The sequence below is a fragment of the Aestuariivirga sp. genome, assembly GCF_047602625.1.
Lineage (GTDB): Bacteria > Pseudomonadota > Alphaproteobacteria > Rhizobiales > Aestuariivirgaceae > Aestuariivirga.
The window spans coordinates 360,896-377,241 of the sequence record NZ_JASGGV010000001.1; the positions used below are offsets into that span (position 1 = coordinate 360,896).

17 protein-coding genes are annotated in these 16,346 nt (G+C 61.6%); 16 read left to right on the top strand and 1 reads right to left on the bottom strand.

The window, feature by feature from the left end:
- Positions 1 to 51: 51 nt before the first annotated feature.
- The 13 genes from QM694_RS01865 (at position 52) to QM694_RS01925 (ending at position 10,311) form a co-directional block, all read left to right on the top strand.
- Entirely contained in the window at positions 52 to 1,248 is a 1,197-nt protein-coding gene (locus QM694_RS01865; RefSeq protein WP_415005249.1) for a glycine C-acetyltransferase, read from the top strand.
- Complete coding sequence (tdh, locus tag QM694_RS01870; protein ID WP_415005250.1) at positions 1,245 to 2,282, top strand: L-threonine 3-dehydrogenase; 1,038 nt, start codon at positions 1,245 to 1,247, stop codon at positions 2,280 to 2,282. Before QM694_RS01865 ends, tdh begins: the two co-directional genes overlap by 4 nt.
- A gap of 3 nt (positions 2,283 to 2,285) precedes the next feature.
- A complete protein-coding gene (locus tag QM694_RS01875) occupies positions 2,286 to 2,834 on the top strand; it encodes an SIS domain-containing protein (RefSeq protein ID WP_415005251.1) in 549 nt (182 codons plus the stop codon).
- Between the two features lie 44 nt (positions 2,835 to 2,878).
- Complete coding sequence (locus QM694_RS01880) at positions 2,879 to 3,892, top strand: magnesium transporter CorA family protein (RefSeq protein ID WP_415005252.1); 1,014 nt, start codon at positions 2,879 to 2,881, stop codon at positions 3,890 to 3,892.
- On the top strand, positions 3,883 to 4,536 hold the full coding sequence (locus QM694_RS01885; protein WP_415005253.1) for a lysozyme inhibitor LprI family protein: 654 nt from the start codon (positions 3,883 to 3,885) through the stop codon (positions 4,534 to 4,536). Before QM694_RS01880 ends, QM694_RS01885 begins: the two co-directional genes overlap by 10 nt.
- 154 nt (positions 4,537 to 4,690) lie before the next feature.
- Entirely contained in the window at positions 4,691 to 5,068 is a 378-nt protein-coding gene (crcB, locus tag QM694_RS01890) for a fluoride efflux transporter CrcB (RefSeq protein WP_415005254.1), read from the top strand.
- Positions 5,065 to 6,051, top strand: a complete 987-nt coding sequence (locus QM694_RS01895) for an RluA family pseudouridine synthase (RefSeq protein ID WP_415005255.1) — start codon at positions 5,065 to 5,067, stop codon at positions 6,049 to 6,051. The genes crcB and QM694_RS01895 overlap by 4 nt, the downstream gene beginning before the upstream one ends.
- Positions 6,048 to 6,722: an HAD-IA family hydrolase gene (locus QM694_RS01900; protein ID WP_415005256.1), complete on the top strand. Its 675-nt coding sequence runs from the start codon at positions 6,048 to 6,050 to the stop codon at positions 6,720 to 6,722. Before QM694_RS01895 ends, QM694_RS01900 begins: the two co-directional genes overlap by 4 nt.
- On the top strand, positions 6,719 to 7,405 hold the full coding sequence (locus QM694_RS01905) for an ATP12 family chaperone protein (protein ID WP_415005257.1): 687 nt from the start codon (positions 6,719 to 6,721) through the stop codon (positions 7,403 to 7,405). The genes QM694_RS01900 and QM694_RS01905 overlap by 4 nt, the downstream gene beginning before the upstream one ends.
- A gap of 117 nt (positions 7,406 to 7,522) precedes the next feature.
- On the top strand, positions 7,523 to 7,903 hold the full coding sequence (locus tag QM694_RS01910; protein ID WP_415005258.1) for a hypothetical protein: 381 nt from the start codon (positions 7,523 to 7,525) through the stop codon (positions 7,901 to 7,903).
- Positions 7,904 to 8,067: 164 nt separating this feature from the next.
- Positions 8,068 to 8,622, top strand: coding sequence for a hypothetical protein (locus QM694_RS01915; RefSeq protein WP_415005259.1), 555 nt, complete (start codon positions 8,068 to 8,070; stop codon positions 8,620 to 8,622).
- Positions 8,623 to 8,778: 156 nt separating this feature from the next.
- Complete coding sequence (locus QM694_RS01920) at positions 8,779 to 9,486, top strand: hypothetical protein (RefSeq protein WP_415005260.1); 708 nt, start codon at positions 8,779 to 8,781, stop codon at positions 9,484 to 9,486.
- Positions 9,487 to 9,489: 3 nt separating this feature from the next.
- Positions 9,490 to 10,311 (top strand): hypothetical protein, encoded by an 822-nt coding sequence (locus QM694_RS01925; RefSeq protein ID WP_415005261.1) that lies wholly within the window; start codon positions 9,490 to 9,492, stop codon positions 10,309 to 10,311.
- On the opposite strand, the gene rimO is transcribed toward QM694_RS01925, so the two are convergent.
- Complete coding sequence (gene rimO, locus QM694_RS01930) at positions 10,308 to 11,633, bottom strand: 30S ribosomal protein S12 methylthiotransferase RimO (protein WP_415005262.1); 1,326 nt, start codon at positions 11,631 to 11,633, stop codon at positions 10,308 to 10,310. The genes QM694_RS01925 and rimO overlap by 4 nt on opposite strands.
- A 99-nt stretch (positions 11,634 to 11,732) precedes the next feature.
- Between rimO and QM694_RS01935 the strand changes: the two genes are divergently transcribed.
- From QM694_RS01935 to QM694_RS01945, 3 genes are all read left to right on the top strand, one after another.
- Positions 11,733 to 11,936, top strand: coding sequence for a type II toxin-antitoxin system HicB family antitoxin (locus QM694_RS01935; RefSeq protein ID WP_415005263.1), 204 nt, complete (start codon positions 11,733 to 11,735; stop codon positions 11,934 to 11,936).
- Between the two features lie 276 nt (positions 11,937 to 12,212).
- A complete protein-coding gene (gene aspS, locus QM694_RS01940; protein WP_415005264.1) occupies positions 12,213 to 13,994 on the top strand; it encodes an aspartate--tRNA ligase in 1,782 nt (593 codons plus the stop codon).
- A 93-nt stretch (positions 13,995 to 14,087) separates the two neighbouring features.
- Complete coding sequence (locus QM694_RS01945) at positions 14,088 to 16,106, top strand: beta strand repeat-containing protein (RefSeq protein WP_415005265.1); 2,019 nt, start codon at positions 14,088 to 14,090, stop codon at positions 16,104 to 16,106.
- Positions 16,107 to 16,346: the final 240 nt, after the last annotated feature.

Here is a 16,346-nt window from a genome sequence, read left to right on the forward strand (position 1 = left end):
ACGGCTTGCGGTTCGCGCCCGCTGCTGGTTCAAGAGGGATACCGGAGAACCGTGATGCCCACATTTCTTGCCGATTTGACAGCCGAACTCGACGGCATCCGCCAGCAATCCCTGTGGAAGACGGAGCGGCCAATCCTTGGCATGCAGCGCCCGCATATCGCGGTGGAGGGCGGCCGCGAGGTTTTGAATTTCTGCGCCAACAACTATCTGGGCCTGGCCGATCACCCCGCGCTAATTGAAGCCGCCAAGCAGGCGATGGACAGCCATGGACTCGGCATGGCGTCGGTGCGCTTCATCTGCGGCACCAGCGACATCCACGAACAGCTTGAAAGCCGCATCGCCAGTTATGTGGATATGGACGCGGCGATCCTCTTTGCTGCCTGTTTCGACGCCAATGGCGCGGTGTTCGAGCCGCTGTTCGGCGAGCAGGATGCGATTGTCTCCGATGCCTTGAACCATGCCTCGATCATCGATGGCGTGCGGCTCTCGAAAGCCAAACGCTACCGCTTTGCCAATGGCGATATGGATGATCTTGAAACACAGTTGAAGGCAGCGCGAGGCGCTGGCGCGCGGCGGGTGATCATCGTCACCGATGGCGTGTTCTCCATGGACGGCTATTTCGCCAAGCTGGCAGACATCCGAAAGCTCGCCGATGCGCATGAGGCGCTGGTCATGGTGGATGATTGCCACGCCACCGGCTTCATCGGTCCGCAAGGCCGGGGAACGCCAGCCCGCGCGGGTGTGAAGGTCGATATTTTGACCGGCACGCTGGGCAAGGCGCTGGGCGGCTCCGCAGGCGGCTATATCGCGGCGGCAAAGCCTGTTGTGGATCTGATGCGCCAGCGGGCACGGCCCTACCTTTTTTCCAACGCGCTGCCCCCGGCCATCGTCGGCGCATCATTGAAAGCGATTGATATGGCGGAGCGGGGCGATGAACTGCGCGCCCGCCTCTTTGGGAATGCCCGGCGATTCCGGGAAGGGATGGCGAAAGCGGGCTTCACGCTGCTGCCGGGTGAGCACCCCATCATCCCCGTCATGCTGGGCGAAGCGAAGCTGGCGCAGGATCTGGCCGCAAAGCTCTATGAGAAAGGCGTCTATGTCTCGGGCTTCTTCTTCCCCGTGGTGCCGAAAGGCCAGGCCCGCATCCGCACCCAGATGTCCGCCGCCCACAGTCCTGAGGACATCGACGCCGCCATTTCAGCCTTCACCGCAGCCGGGCGCGAGCTTGGCATTATTGCGTCACCTTGAGAGACATCATGCGCGCCCTTGTAAAAACCGAACCGGCGGAAGGCCTCGTCCTCCGCGATGAACCGAAGCCCTCCGTTGGCTCCGATGATATTCTGATCGAGGTGGCGAAAACCGGCATCTGCGGCACCGATCTTCACATCTGGAAATGGGACCAGTGGGCGCAGAAGACGATCCCCGTGCCCATGGTGGTGGGCCATGAATTTGCGGGGCGCGTGGTGGAGGTTGGCCCTCATGTGAGGACCGTGAAGGTGGGCGATCGCGTCTCGGGCGAGGGCCATCTCATCGGCATGAAAAGCCGCATGGCGCGTGCCGGGCATTTCCACCTTGATCCCGAGACGAAGGGCGTGGGCGTGAATGTGCCGGGCGCCTTTGCCGAATATCTCAAGATTCCCGCCTTCAACGCCATCCACCTGCCGGAAGAGGTGGACGACGAGATCGGGGCCATTCTCGATCCGCTCGGCAATGCCGTTCACACCGCGCTGTCTTTCGATCTGGTGGGCGAGGATGTGCTGATCACTGGCGCAGGCCCTATCGGCATCATGGCGGCCGCCGTGTGCCGCCATGTGGGCGCGCGGCACGTGGTGGTGACGGATATCAACGACTATCGGCTTGAGCTTTGCAATCAGGTGACCGACGCCGTGACGGTGAATGTCTCGCGCGAGGATTTGCGCGATGTGATGGCGAAGCTGAAGATGAGCGAGGGCTTCGATATTGGCCTCGAAATGTCGGGCGCTCCCAAGGCTTTCGACCAGATGGTGGACCACCTCATCATGGGCGGCAAGATTGCGCTGCTCGGCATTCCATCCGGCGCCACGACGGTGGACTGGAATCGCGTGATCTTCAAGTCGCTCACCATCAAGGGCATCTATGGCCGCGAAATGTTTGAGACCTGGTACAAGATGATCGCCATGCTGCAATCGGGCCTGGACGTGCGCAAGGTCATTACCCACCGCATGAAAGCCGCCGATTTCGCGCAGGGCTTCGCCTTGATGAAGCAGGGAAGCTGCGGCAAGGTCGTGCTGGACTGGAGGTAACGCATGTCCCTCTACACCGAAGCCCTGAATGATCTCTCAGAAGTCTGCGCCAGCATGGATGATGGGGCGGTGGACCGGGTGGTGGACCTGATCGCCAAAGCGAAAACCGTCATCGTTTATGGTTGCGGGCGGGAAGGGCTGGCCATCAAGGGCTTTGCCATGCGCCTCCACCATCTGGGGCTCGAGGTGGCGGTGACGGGCGACATGACAACACCGCCCGCCGGTCCGGGCGCACTATTCATCGCCACCGTGGGGCCGGGCGTGCTTCCCACGGCGGCGGCTCTCTTGAACATCGCCAATCAGGCGGGCGCGGAAACGCTGGTTGTTACCGCGCAGCCGGAAGGTTCAACCTCCAAGCTGGCCAAGCATCTTCTGGTGATCCCCGCCCAGACCATGGCCAATGACCGGCGCGCCAAGGTTTCGGTGCTGCCGATGGGCTCGGTCTTCGAGGGGGCGGAGTTTATCGTCTTCGAGGTGATCGTGCTGAAGCTGCGTGAAAAGCTCAAGATCACGCCCGAGGCGATGCGCGCCAACCATACAAATCTGGAATAATTCCGCCCCTTGGCGGCCCGCTGCGGCCTCGCTAAGGATAGGCCATGCTCAATGCCTACGGAACCGCCAATGGCTGTCTCACGGGCCTTGCCGCCACCATCGGCGGCGAGGTGCCGGCGGATGCCGTGTGGCTCGACCTCGTGGAGCCGACGGCGGAAGAGGAAACCCATGTCGAAGCCTCGCTCGGCATCGATATTCCCACCCGCGAGGAATTGGCGGAGATCGAGGCGTCAAGCCGTCTCTATCAGGAGGACGGGGCCGTCTTCATGACCGCCAACCTCATCCGGCGGGGCGACAATGACCAGCCGGAATCCTCACCCGTTACCTTCATTGTGAAAAATAACCTGCTGATCACAATCAGGTATCACCATCCGCAGGCCTTCCCGGTCTATGTCAAGCGGGCGATGAAACCGCAGGCCACGGCCATGACGGGCTGGGGCGTTTTCATCAGCCTGCTCGAGGCCGTGGTGGACCGCGCCGCCGATCATCTGGAGCGTGTCGGGCAGATCGTTGACGACACCTCGCGCAAGACCTTCGGCACCGGCCGCCTGATGGGCGGTGCCGCCACCAAACCGCTGGCCCGCCCGCGCGGCGTGAACCTCGAGGTGCTGATCCAGAACATCGGCGAGGAGGGCGATTTCACCTCCAAGATGCGCGAGAGTCTCGTTTCGATTGGCCGGGTCGTGGCCTTCGCGCAGGCGATCTTCGACCAGTTGAAACAGTCGCGCGAGATGAAGGACAACCGCGCCCGCATCAAGATCGTGCAGCGCGATATCCAGTCCTTGACCGATCACGCCACCTTCCTGTCGGGCAAGATCAGTTTCCTTCTCGATGCGGTGCTGGGGCTTATCTCCATCGAGCAGAATGGCATCATCAAGATTTTCTCGGTGGCCGCCGTGGTGTTTCTGCCGCCCACGCTGGTGGCGTCGATCTATGGCATGAATTTCCACATGATGCCGGAGTTGAACTGGGAATATGGCTATCCCATCGCCATCGGGCTGATGATCCTGTCGGCGATCCTGCCGTGGCTCTATTTCAAGCAGAAGGGATGGCTGTGATGCGCGTGGCGCTGTTCGCCCTGTGCCTGATGGCAACACCGGCCCTTGCCGATCCGTCCTTCGATTGCGCCAAGGCCAAGGGCGATGTGGAGACGACGATCTGCAATGAAGACAATGCCGACCTGGCGCTGAAGGATTCGGTGATGGACCGGCTGTTTCAGGCGCTGAAGAAATCCGGCGGCCACGCCGTAACACTCGCCGCCCAACCCGCCTGGCTCAAGACGCGCGATGCCTGCGGCACCGATGTCGATTGCCTGACCAAGGCCTATGACAGCCGCCTCGCCGAACTCGCGCACGAGGCAGGCGACACCACGCGCATCACCGGCAACTTTCATTCCGGCCTGTCCGGCGGGCAGGATGCAGGCGATGCCTTCGTGGTGCGCGAGGATGACGGCACGCTGACGGGATACATCTCTACCGTCACCGGTGCTGCGCAGAACACTTGCGATGTGGCCTTCGAGGGCGCCAATCCCATTGGCGACGCCTTTGTGTGGGATGATCCGGAGACGACCGGCAGCGAGGATGATTTCTGCCGCATCCTCTTTCGCCCCTCAAGCGGCATGCTGCGCATCGACAGTGATACCTGCCAGACCTATTGCGGCGCCAACGCAAGTTTCGACGGCAGTTATGCGGGCGTGAAATGATCATCAGGCTGTTCAATTCTTCCTTCTCCCCTTGCGGGAGAAGGTGCCCCGAAGGGGCGGATGAGGGGTCGCTCCGCCGTCACCCACCCCCTCATCCGTCTCGCGCTGCCGCGCGATCCACCTTCTCCCGCAAGGGGGGAAGGAGTGAAAGAGAATGACCATTCTCTGGGTCGCCCTTGGTGGCGCGATTGGTTCGGCCTTGCGCTATCTCGTGAACATCACGGTTGGCCCCGCCTATGGTAGCGAGTTTCCCTGGCATACGCTGATCATCAACGTCATCGGATGCTTTGTGATGGGTGCGATTGTCTCGCTCATGGCGCTGAAGCTGAATGTGTCGAATGACATGCGCGCCTTTCTCACTACCGGCATCATCGGCGGCTTCACTACCTTCTCGGCCTTTTCGCTGGATTTCGCCACGCTGGTGGAGCGCAAGGCCTATGGCTTTGCAGGCGCCTATGCGATGGGCTCCGTGGTGTTTTCGCTGCTGGCCGTCTTCGCGGGGCTCTGGCTGGTGCGGGCGGCGCTGGCATGAATGAGGTGAAGCGCCATGTCGTCTCCGCCGATGAGGCGGGGATGCGGCTGGACCGCTGGTTCAAGATTCATTTTCCGCAAGTGACCTTCGCCTATCTCAACAAGCTCACCCGCACCGGGCAGGTGCGGGTGGCGGGTGCCCGCGCCAAGACGAGTTCGCGGCTTGAGGTGGAGCAGGAAATCCGCGTGCCGCCGCTCGCCTTCGACAAGCGCCCCGCCGATACGCCCAAGGCCGACATCAAGCCGCTGACCCGCGGGGAGCGCCGCCTCTTTGATTCCTTGGTGATCCACGAGGACAGGGACGTCTTCGTGCTCAACAAGCCATCGGGCTTCGCCGTGCAGGGCGGCAGCAAGACGCACCATCATCTCGACGGCCTGCTTATGGGGCTGGGCGTTGAACTGGGCGAGCGGCCTTTGCTGGTTCACCGGCTTGACCGCGATACGTCCGGCGTCATCGTGGTGGCCAAGCGCCGCGCCGTGGCGTCTGCACTTGGCAAGCTGTTCGCCACCCGCGCGGTGAAGAAAACCTATTGGGCTGCTGTCAAAGGTGTGCCGAAGCCGGCGCAGGGCAAGATCGACGTGGCGCTGATCAAGGCCAAGGGGCCAGAAGGCGACCGCATGCGCGCCAGTGGTGAGGGCGAGGAGGATGACGAGCAGCGCGCCGTCACCCACTACTGCGTGATCGACAAGGCGGGACACGTTACCGCCTGGGTCTCCCTCAAACCGGTAACAGGCCGCCAGCACCAGCTTCGCGCCCACATGGCGCATATCGGCCACCCCATCTTTGGCGATGACAAATATCACGGCGATGAAGACTTGCCGGAGGGCGTTCCCAACCGGTTGCATCTGCACGCGCGGCGCATCGTGTTTCCGCATCCGCGGGGCGGCACGGTGGATGTCTCGGCGCCCTTGCCGCCGCACATGCTGGAAACGTGGAAGCTTTTTGGCTTCGATCCCAACCGCTATGACGGGCCAGAGGAATGAAGCTCGCGCTGTTCGATGTTGACGGAACGCTGGTCGATTCCCGCGCCATGATCACCGCCTCGATCGTCGAGGCGTTTTCGGCCACCGGGCTGGTGCTGCCACCGCGCGAGACGCTGATGGATTTCGTCGGGCTGTCGCTGGTGGATGCGATGCGGGGGCTGGCGCCTGCCGCATCTGACGCGGACCACCACCGCCTTGCCGATGCCTACAAGGAGGCCTTCTGGGGCTTCCGGTCGCGGGGCGATCACCTGGAAGATTTGTTTGACGGCGCGCGCGAACTTCTGACCAATTTGCATGGGCGCGATGACGTGCTGCTGGGCATCGCCACCGGAAAATCGCGGCGCGGCGTGGCGCATCTCCTTGCGGCGCAAAAGCTGGAGGGTTGGTTCGCGACGGTGCAGACCTCCGACGATCATCCCTCCAAGCCGCATCCCTCCATGGTGGTTCAGGCATTGTCGGAAACCGGCGTAAGGCCGGAAGACGCCATCGTCATTGGGGACACCAGTTTTGACATCGGCATGGCGCGGGCTGCAGGCGCCGGAGCCATCGGCGTGACATGGGGCAACCATCCGATGGGCGAACTGGAGCACGCGGGCGCTCATGTGATTGTCAGCGATTTCAAGCAATTGGCGAGCGCCCTTGAATCACTTTGGCAGGAGCGCCGGGGATGAAGCGCTTCTACAAAGAAGTTACCGTCACGCCGGGCAACGGCATCGCGCTGGACGGCAAGGCGGTGAAGACTCCGGCCAAGCTGCCGCTCGTGCTCCCCACGCCCGCGCTGGCGGAAGCGATTGCAGCGGAATGGCTGCAGCAGGGCGAGACCATAAATCCCCACAGCATGCATCTCACCAAGCTGGCCAACACGGCCATCGACCGCATCGCTCCCGATCATCATCCCGCCCTTCAGGAGATCGTCGATTATGCCGGAAGCGATCTCATCTGCTACCGCGCCGACCGCCCGCCCGAACTGATCGCCCGCCAGAAGGCGGCATGGGACCCGGTGATGGATTGGGCGCTGTCCGCCCTCGACGCGCCCTTCGAGCAGGTTGTGGGCGTGACGCATCATCCGCAGCCGCCCGAGGCGTTGCGCGCGGTGGGCACGGCGATTAAATCCTGTTCCGCCTTTGAGATTGCGGCGCTCCACACCCTCACGACGCTCACCGGCTCGGCGCTTCTGTCGCTCATGCTCTTTCGCCAGGCGGCGGACGAAGAGGCCGTGTGGTCTGCCGCCCATGTGGATGAGGATTATCAGATTGCCCAATGGGGCGAGGATCACGAGGCGAAGCAGCGCCGCATGGGCCGACATGCCGAGTTTCTGGCCTGCGCGCGATTCCTGCGGCTGCTTTCAGGATGAATGCCTAAAAGTTTAGAGGCTCACTGAACCGGCGATTAGCTTCCTGTGCGTAACGTGAGGCAATCGAACAGGGGCTTCGCCATGCGTCTCATTCTCGCTTGTTGCGGAATTTTCGGAATGCTGACCGCCTCCGGTCACGGGCCCTTCGACGGCACGATGCCGGAACAGCGTGCCCGTGCGCCGCTGTGGATTTCGCTTCCGCGCTCCGCCATGATCGACACCATCGAACGCACGGGCGTGGACAGCGGCATCGTGCATGTGAGCTTCGACCACGCCGCCAGCGCCGAACTGACCGTGATGAAGGAACGCCTGGCGCTGCGCGGATATGAAATCAGCGAAAACCTGAACCCCTCCGCCGGCGTCTCGTCATTCTCCAAGGCCGAGGATCCGACGACCGGCCGTAGCCTGAGGATTTTCGAGATGCAGCATCCAAAGGGTGACGCCTGGCGGGTGGCTTATGCCGATCCCACGCAGCTTGTCGCAACGCTGATCCAATAACCGGATTTTCTAAAACATCAGTAATTTGCCTTGCCGCGCTTCAATGGCGCAGCTTGCCTGTCCATGGTTCATGGAGGCGGAAGATGCGTCGGCGGTCTATAGTTTTTGGCGCTTTTGCGTGTCTTTTATCGGCACCGGTCTTTGCGGCCGAACCAGTGAGTCCCATGGCGGTAAAAATTTTCGCGGTGATCGATGGGCTTGATGTGGTTCAACGGTGGCCCGCCGGTGTCCATGTAGACTGGCAAACCGGCATTCCCGATGGCAGGCCGGAGAAGATGGAGGGCAAGCACACCCATTGCAGTGCCTTTGCCGCCGCTGCTGCCCAGCGTCTCGGAGTTTACCTGCTTCGCCCGCCCGCCCACAGTCAGGTGCTGCTGGCAAATGCGCAATATGACTGGCTGCAGGGAGAAGGCGCATCGCAGGGCTGGACCCCGGTCCAGACGATGGCCGAAGCCCAAGATGATGCAAACCGGGGCCAGCTGGTCGTCGCTGTCTATCACAACCGCGACGATGACAGGCCGGGGCACATCGCCATCATCAGGCCGGGTGAAAAATCAACGGCGCAATTGGCCAGCGAAGGCCCGGATGTCACGCAGGCGGGTGGCACCAATTACCAGAGCACCAGTCTGAAACAGGGCTTTGCCGGCCATCCGCGCGCATGGCGTGAAAAATCATTCCTCCTGTTCGCGCATCCCGTCGATCCGAATGCTCTGAAATAGCGCGCAGTTTGACGGTTCGGGTTCCGCTGCTAGACTTAGGCCTGACTCGCAGGAACCCCTCACGTGCGCCAGCTACCCGTTACAGCCGCTTTCGGACACGCCGTCCGTTCGACCATCGACAATCTGGCTTTCGCATTTTACGTCAGCTGGCCGTGGATGCTGGTGCTCTTTCCGGTCAATCTTGCAGCGGAATTCTACCTGCAGAGTTTTGGCGCGGCCTTTGATCCGCAACATCTCACGCCCGGCCAGGCGGCGGTGCTGATGGCGGTGGCGATTGCCGGCACGATTGCCTTGGCATCCATCGCGGTGAACTGGCATCGCTATGTTCTCCTCGACGAAATCCCGGATGGACGCCGCCTTCGTCTTGATGCAACCGTCTGGCGCTACATCGGCAACAGTTTGCTCATCTTGCTCATTCTCGGCTTGGTTTGGGTGGCAATCCTCATCGCTGCCACGTTTCTGGCTGCGATCCTGAACACGATCATCGGGCGCACGGCGGGAGCAGTCCTTGCAACCATTGTTGTTCTGGCCTTTGCCGTGCTTGTTGCGGCGTTCTACCGGCTGAGCGTGAAGTTGCCGGCCATCGCCCTGGGCCGCCAGGATTACCGCTTCCAGAATGCCTGGGCCGATACCACGGGAAACAACGCGCGGCTCATTGGTCTGGTATTGCTGATCTGCCTCGCGGCGATTGCCATGCTGGCAATCAACATGGTGATCCGGCTTGCGCTCCTGTCTTTTCCGGGAGTCGCGGGAACTGTCGTCGCCATTGCCGTGAATTTGGTCATTCAATGGATTTTGACCATTCTGCTGGTGACCACACTGACCAGCCTTTATGGATTTTTTGGCGAAAAAAGGGACTTCTGATCCATGGCTGACCGCCGCCCGCTGCCGCCCATGTCGACGCTGGAGCACGCGATCTCCAATACGTTCCGCCACAGTTTCTTCGCGCTCAAGCTCGTGCTGGCATGGGCTTTGGTTCTGGTGCCCGCTTTCGCGCTGGCGATGTTGCCCTTGCGGGGATTGAACTTGCAGGATGCCGCGCATCTGCCGCCGCATGCTATCGCCATCCTTGCGGTGCTGGGCGTTCTCGTGCTGCTGGCGCTTCTCTCGATGGGCGTCAATTGGCAGCGCCGCCTGTTGCTGGGCGAAAGCCCGAAAGGCCTCGCGTGGTGGCGGCTGGACGGGCATGTGTGGCGCTCGCTCTTCGCGCATCTCATGGTGTTCGTGGCGCTGGCGATCTTCGCGGCATTGGCGGCGGCGATGAAGACATTTGGCGAACCGTGGCTCACCGCCAGGATCGGTGGTGCTGCCAAGCCCGTCACCATTCTGGTGCTGGTGATCCTTGGCATCATCGGCCTGACGACCGGCTATCGTCTGGCTGTGAAGCTGCCGGGCGTCGCCATCGGCAGGCGGGATTACAAGTTCCGCCACGCCTGGGGCGATACCCGCCGCAACACGCTGCGCTTCCTGGGCTTCACCTTCTGGTATCTGTTTTCGCTGGCCGTCGCGGGCGCCATCTGTGCCGGAGCCTTTTTCGCCCAGAAAGCCGAACCCACGCTATGGGCGCAAATCGCCGCTGCCGTGGTGATTGCACTCGCCATCTGGTTTGCGCTGTGGATGAGCCTCACCGTCTTCGCCAGCATGTACAGCTACTGGGGCGAGAAGAAGGATTTCCCTTCGCCGGTTTAGACGCGCTCGCCGACGAGGTCATATTCCTCGGCTTCGACGATCTTCACCCGCACCATGTCGCCGGGCTTGAGATCCGTCTCACCCGGCAGGAACACGTTGCCGTCGATCTCCGGCGCATCCCATGGCGAGCGGGCGACGGCCTCGTCGTTTTCGGTGTCGATCTCGTCCACCAGCACGTCGATCTCGCGTCCCACCTTGGCCTGGAAAATCTCCGCTGAAATCTCCTGCTGCGCCGCCATGAAGCGCTCCCAGCGCTCCTGCTTCACCTCATCCGGCACCTGCGGCAGGCCCAGGTCATTCGCCTTCGCACCCGAGACGGGCTCATATTTGAAACAGCCCGCGCGCTCGATCCGCGCCTCCTTCATCCATTGCAGGAAATATTCGAAATCCGCATCCGTCTCGCCGGGGAAGCCGACGATGAAGGTGGAGCGGATGGTGATGTCCGGGCAGATGGAGCGCCATTTCGCCAGCCGTTCCAGAACCTTTTCCTGATTGGCCGGGCGGCGCATGGCCTTCAGCACGTTGGGCGCGGCATGCTGGAAGGGGATGTCGAGATAGGGGAGGATTTTTCCCTCCGCCATCAGCGGGATCACGTCATCCACGTGTGGGTAGGGGTAAACATAGTGCATGCGCACCCAGGCGCCGAGATCGCCCAGCTCCTTCGCCATATCGTAGAATTTGGCGCGCACCTCGCGTCCACGGTATTTCGACGGCGCGTATTTGATGTCGACGCCATAGGCGCTGGTATCCTGTGAAATCACCAGCAGCTCCTTGACGCCCGCCTTCACCAGCCGCTCAGCTTCATAGAGAACCGAGGCGACGGGACGCGACATCAGATCGCCGCGGATCGAGGGGATGATGCAGAAGGTGCAACGGTTGTTGCAGCCTTCGGAGATTTTCAGATACGCATAATGCTTAGGCGTCAGGTGCAGCCCCTGCGGCGGCACCAGATCGAATTTCGGATCATGCACGGGCGGCAGGGCGGTGTGAACCGCGCCCACCACCGCTTCATACTGATGCGGGCCTGTCACGGCCAGAACGCCCGGATGCGCCTTCATGATGGTATCGGCTTCAACGCCCATGCAGCCGGTGACGATCACCCGGCCGTTCTCCTCCATCGCCTCGCCGATCGCCGCGAGGGACTCGGCCTTGGCCGAGTCGAGGAAGCCGCAGGTGTTGACGATCACCACATCGGCCCCGTCATAGCCCGAAGACATGACATAGCCCTCGGCCCGGAGTTGCGTGATGATCCGCTCGGAATCGACCAGCGCCTTGGGGCAGCCCAGCGAAACAAGGCCGATTTTGGGGACGTGCGTGTTCATGGGGCGGGCTCTTAGCTGAAGCAGCGGGAGAGGGCAAACCGGTAGCGCATGCCTTTTTTGAGGCGGGCAGGGATGCTATATGAGGAGAAGGAGAATGGAATGAAACTGAAGGCTATAGTCCATAACGCGTCAGAAGGTGGCTTTTGGGCCGAGGTGCCGTCGATTCCCGGTTGCGCGACGCAAGGCGAAACCATGGAGGAGCTTCTCGCAAATCTGCGCGAAGCGATTGAGGGATGCCTGTCCGTTGACGTTGAAACACCCGTTCCGGGGTCGGGAGACCGCGTTCTGGAAATCGCCGTGTGAAGTCAATTTCCGGCAAGCAGCTTGCCAAAATTGTCGAGCGCCATAGCTGGCAGCTTTTGAGGATTGCAGGAAGTCATCATATTTATGGGAAGCCGGGTCGATCATCCGGCTTTCAATCCCCGTTCATGCCAATCGCCCCCTGAAAACTGGGCTTTTGGCCCATCTTTTGAAGGCAGCTGAAATTCCAGAGAGCGATCTGGACTAAAGGGCTACCGCGCCTTGACAAATCGCCCCTCGCATGCGCTCTAGCGCGCGATTTTGAAGGATTTGCAAGAGATGACGCACGCTTATCGCAGCCACACCTGTGGCCAGTTGAGGGATACCGATGCTGGCACGGAAACCCGCCTGTCGGGCTGGGTTCACCGCGTGCGCGACCACGGCGGCGTGCTGTTCATCGACCTTCGCGACCACTACGGAATCACCCAGGTGGTGGCGGATCCGGATTCGCCCGCCTTCAAGACGGTGGAAAAGGTGCGCTCGGAATGGGTGATCCGTATCGACGGAAAGGTGCGCCCGCGCCCCGCCGGCACCGAGAACAGAGACATGCCGACAGGCCTGATCGAAGTCTACGCCACGGCCGTCGAAGTGTTGTCCCAGGCGGCGGAACTTCCGCTGCCGGTGTTCGGAGAACCTGATTATCCCGAGGACACGCGCCTCAAATACCGCTTCCTCGATCTCCGCCGTGAGACGCTGCACAAGAACATCATGACGCGCACCAAAGTTGTCAGCCACATCCGCCGCGCCATGAATGACATCGGCTTCAGTGAATTCTCGACGCCGATACTCACGGCGTCATCACCGGAGGGCGCGCGCGACTTTCTGGTGCCCAGCCGCATTCACCCCGGCAAGTTTTTCGCGCTCCCGCAGGCGCCGCAGCAATACAAGCAATTGCTGATGGTGGCGGGCTTCGACCGCTATTTTCAGATCGCGCCGTGCTTCCGCGATGAAGACCCGCGCGCCGACCGCCTGCCGGGCGAGTTCTATCAACTCGACCTCGAAATGAGCTTCGTCACGCAGGACGATCTCTTCGCCACTATGCAGCCGGTGATCCTTGAGCTGTTCGACACGTTCAAGGGGTCGAAGACCGTGCGCGCCGACGTGCCGCGCATTCCCTATGATGTGGCGGTGCGCAAATATGGGTCCGACAAGCCCGACCTGCGCAACCCGATTGAAATGCAGGCGGTGACCGAACATTTCGCAGGCTCGGGCTTCAAGGTCTTCGCCGGCATGATTGCCGGCGACCCGAAGGTGGAAGTGTGGGCGATCCCCGCCAAAAAGGGCGGCTCACGCGCCTTCTGCGACCGCATGAACTCCTATGCGCAGAGCCAAGGTCAGCCGGGGCTTGGCTATGTGTTCTGGCGCGAAGGTGAAGAGGGAGGCGCTGGCCCCATCGCCAAGAACATCGGCACCGAGCGCACCGAGGCGATCCGCACCCAGCTTGGGCTGGGGGTGGGGGATGCGTGCTTCTTCGTGGCCGGGCGGCCGGAGAAATTCTACAAATTCGCGGGCGAGGCGCGCACGCAGGTTGCCAAGGAACTGAACCTCACCAACGAAAATGAATTCGCCTTTTGCTGGATCGTCGATTTCCCCTTCTACGAGTGGAGCGAGGAAGACAAGAAGATCGACTTCGGCCACAATCCCTTCTCGATGCCGCAGGGCGGGTTGAAAGCGCTGGAAACGCAGGATCCGCTGAGCATCAAGGCCTTCCAGTATGACATGGTGTGCAACGGCTTTGAGATTGCCTCGGGCTCGATCCGTAACCATTCGCCGGAAACCATGGTGAAGGCCTTCGGGATCACCGGCGTCAGCAAGGCGGAAGTGGAAGAGCGTTTCGGCGGCATGTACCGCGCCTTCCAGTATGGCGCTCCGCCGCATGGCGGCATGGCCTTTGGTGTGGACCGTCTGGTGATGCTGCTGTGCGGTGCGGCCAACCTCCGCGAGATCACGCTGTTCCCGATGAACCAGCAGGCCGAAGACCTGCTGATGGGGGCGCCTTCGGACGCCACGCCCAAACAGCTCCGTGAACTGCATATCCGGCTGAACCTGCCCGAGGCCTAAGCTCCGTATTGCGGCTGCGCCCCGTCCATGGCATGCTTGTTGCTGAGGCGGGTATGACCGGCGTGCTTTTGGGCGCGCGCATGAGGAGTTGTCATGGCCACCTATGATTCCACCACCAGCAAGGGCGATGCATCGGCGGACGCCAGCTATGCCCTAACGATTGCCGCAACCGCTACCACATTCACGTGGCAGACGGCGGACGGAAGCTGGATCACCGCCACCGGAACCGGCTTTACCTACGATACCAAGGGCACCTCCGATGTGAGCGATGACACGCCCACCGGCGGCACGGTGACCCAGATCACCTTTAACTGGGTGGAAAACAACAATACCGTGGGCGATGACCTCGGTTCGGATGATGCCAGCATCTACAATATTTCCGTTGCGCTGACCGCCGTTGCGAGCGGAAGCAATGCGTTCTGGGCCAATCTTCTCGGCGGCAATGACACCATCAAGGCAGGCCCGCTGATCATTCCTACAGGGATCAACACGTCTGGCGGCATCTTCACTGGGGACTATGCCACGGTGCTGGGCACGGTCCTGAATACCGCGAGCGTCACGGGCGGCAACGACACCTTCACCTCGGCAATTCCCTCCGGCAGCTTCGGCATAAGCCTGAGCCGTGGCGGCAATGTTTCCTCCAACGCGCTGGTGGGCGATGCGCTGTCGGTGGATGGCACGGTGTTTCACAACATCCTTTTCTCGGGTCATGTGACGGGCGGCGATGACATCTTCCGCATCTCGGCCAAGTCCGGCTTTATGATCGTCGGCGATGTGCAGCAAGTCGGGCAATATGGCGACGTAACAGGCGGCAAGGACACCATCGTCAGCAATCTCGACTATATCAGCGCCATTGACGGCGGGGCCGGGACTTACACGGGTGATGTCGAATACAGCATCGGCACCGTGCGGGGCGGCAATGACAAGATCACCGGTTCAAATTCGAGCTTCACGAATGAAGGAATCTCCGGCGATGCCTGGACTATCGCCGGCGGCACGCTCACCGGCGGCAACGACAATCTGAGTGGCCGCGCCGGCCTGGATTTGATCGCTGGCGATTTATACTATCAGAAGGGCGGTGAGATCGACGGTGGCAATGACATCATTTCCGGCGGCGACGACAGCGATATCCTTTCGGGTGATGTGCTGCGCATGCAAGTGGGAGATTCGGCCACAGCCACTTTGTCGGGCGGTAATGACACCATTCACGGCGGCCTCGGCAACGACGTCATCGTGGGCGATCTCTGGCGCGTCGAGAGCGGCACGGCCGATACGGTCACCGTCTATGGCGGCAATGACACGCTCTACGGAGATGACGGCAACGACTTTATCTATGGCGACATCGGGCCGGACAGCACCGGATTCCTGGATATCGGCGGCTTTGACACGCTGGATGGCGGCCTGGGCAATGATTATCTCGACGGACAGGGCGGCACCGATACTGCATCCTATGCCCGGATTGCCGCCGCCGTGACGGTCGACCTCCAGACCGGCAAGGCGACGGGGCAGGGCACCGATACGCTGGTCTCCGTCGAGAATGTGATTGGATCGAGCCTCGCCGACCGGCTGATGGGTGATGCCGGAAACAACGTGCTGACCGGAGGCGGCGGCAATGACACGCTGTCCGGCCGCGATGGCAATGACTATCTGATCGGCGGCGCTGGCGCGGACACGATGAATGGCGGCCGCGGCAACGATACCTTCATTCTGGATGCCGATGGCGTTGCCGATACCATCATCGGTTCGGCTGACATCGACACCATCAGCCTCGCCAATGCAACGTCGGCCACCACGGTTAACATGGCTTTGGGCACCATCACCGGCGGAGGCTTCGGCAACGATAGCTTTACGGGCATCGAAGTGATCGCCGGGTCCAATTCCGCCGTCTTTGCGGACACGGTCATCGGCAGTGCCGCAGCGGATGTGATGTTCCTGCAGGCCGGGAATGATGTGGCGAACGGCGGCGGCGGCAATGACGCGATCGCCGGGCAGGACGGGAACGACACGCTGAACGGCGGCGCCGGAAACGATACGCTGGAAGGCGATGACGGAAGTGACACCTTCGTGTTCGACACGGCGCTCTCGGCCACAACAAATGTGGATACGATTTAGGATTTCGTATCCGGCACGGATCACATCAAGCTCGAAAACGCGATCTTCAGTGGCCTGTCTTCCGGTGCGCTGAACGCCAACGCCTTCGTCTCTGGTTCCGGCGTCGTTGCGGCGCAGGATGGAAGCGACCGTATCGTCTACGATACCAGCACCGGCTTTCTCTATTTCGATGCAGGCGGCACGGGAGGGGCGGCACCCATCCACTTCGCCACGCTGACCGGGCATCCGGCGCTGGCGGCA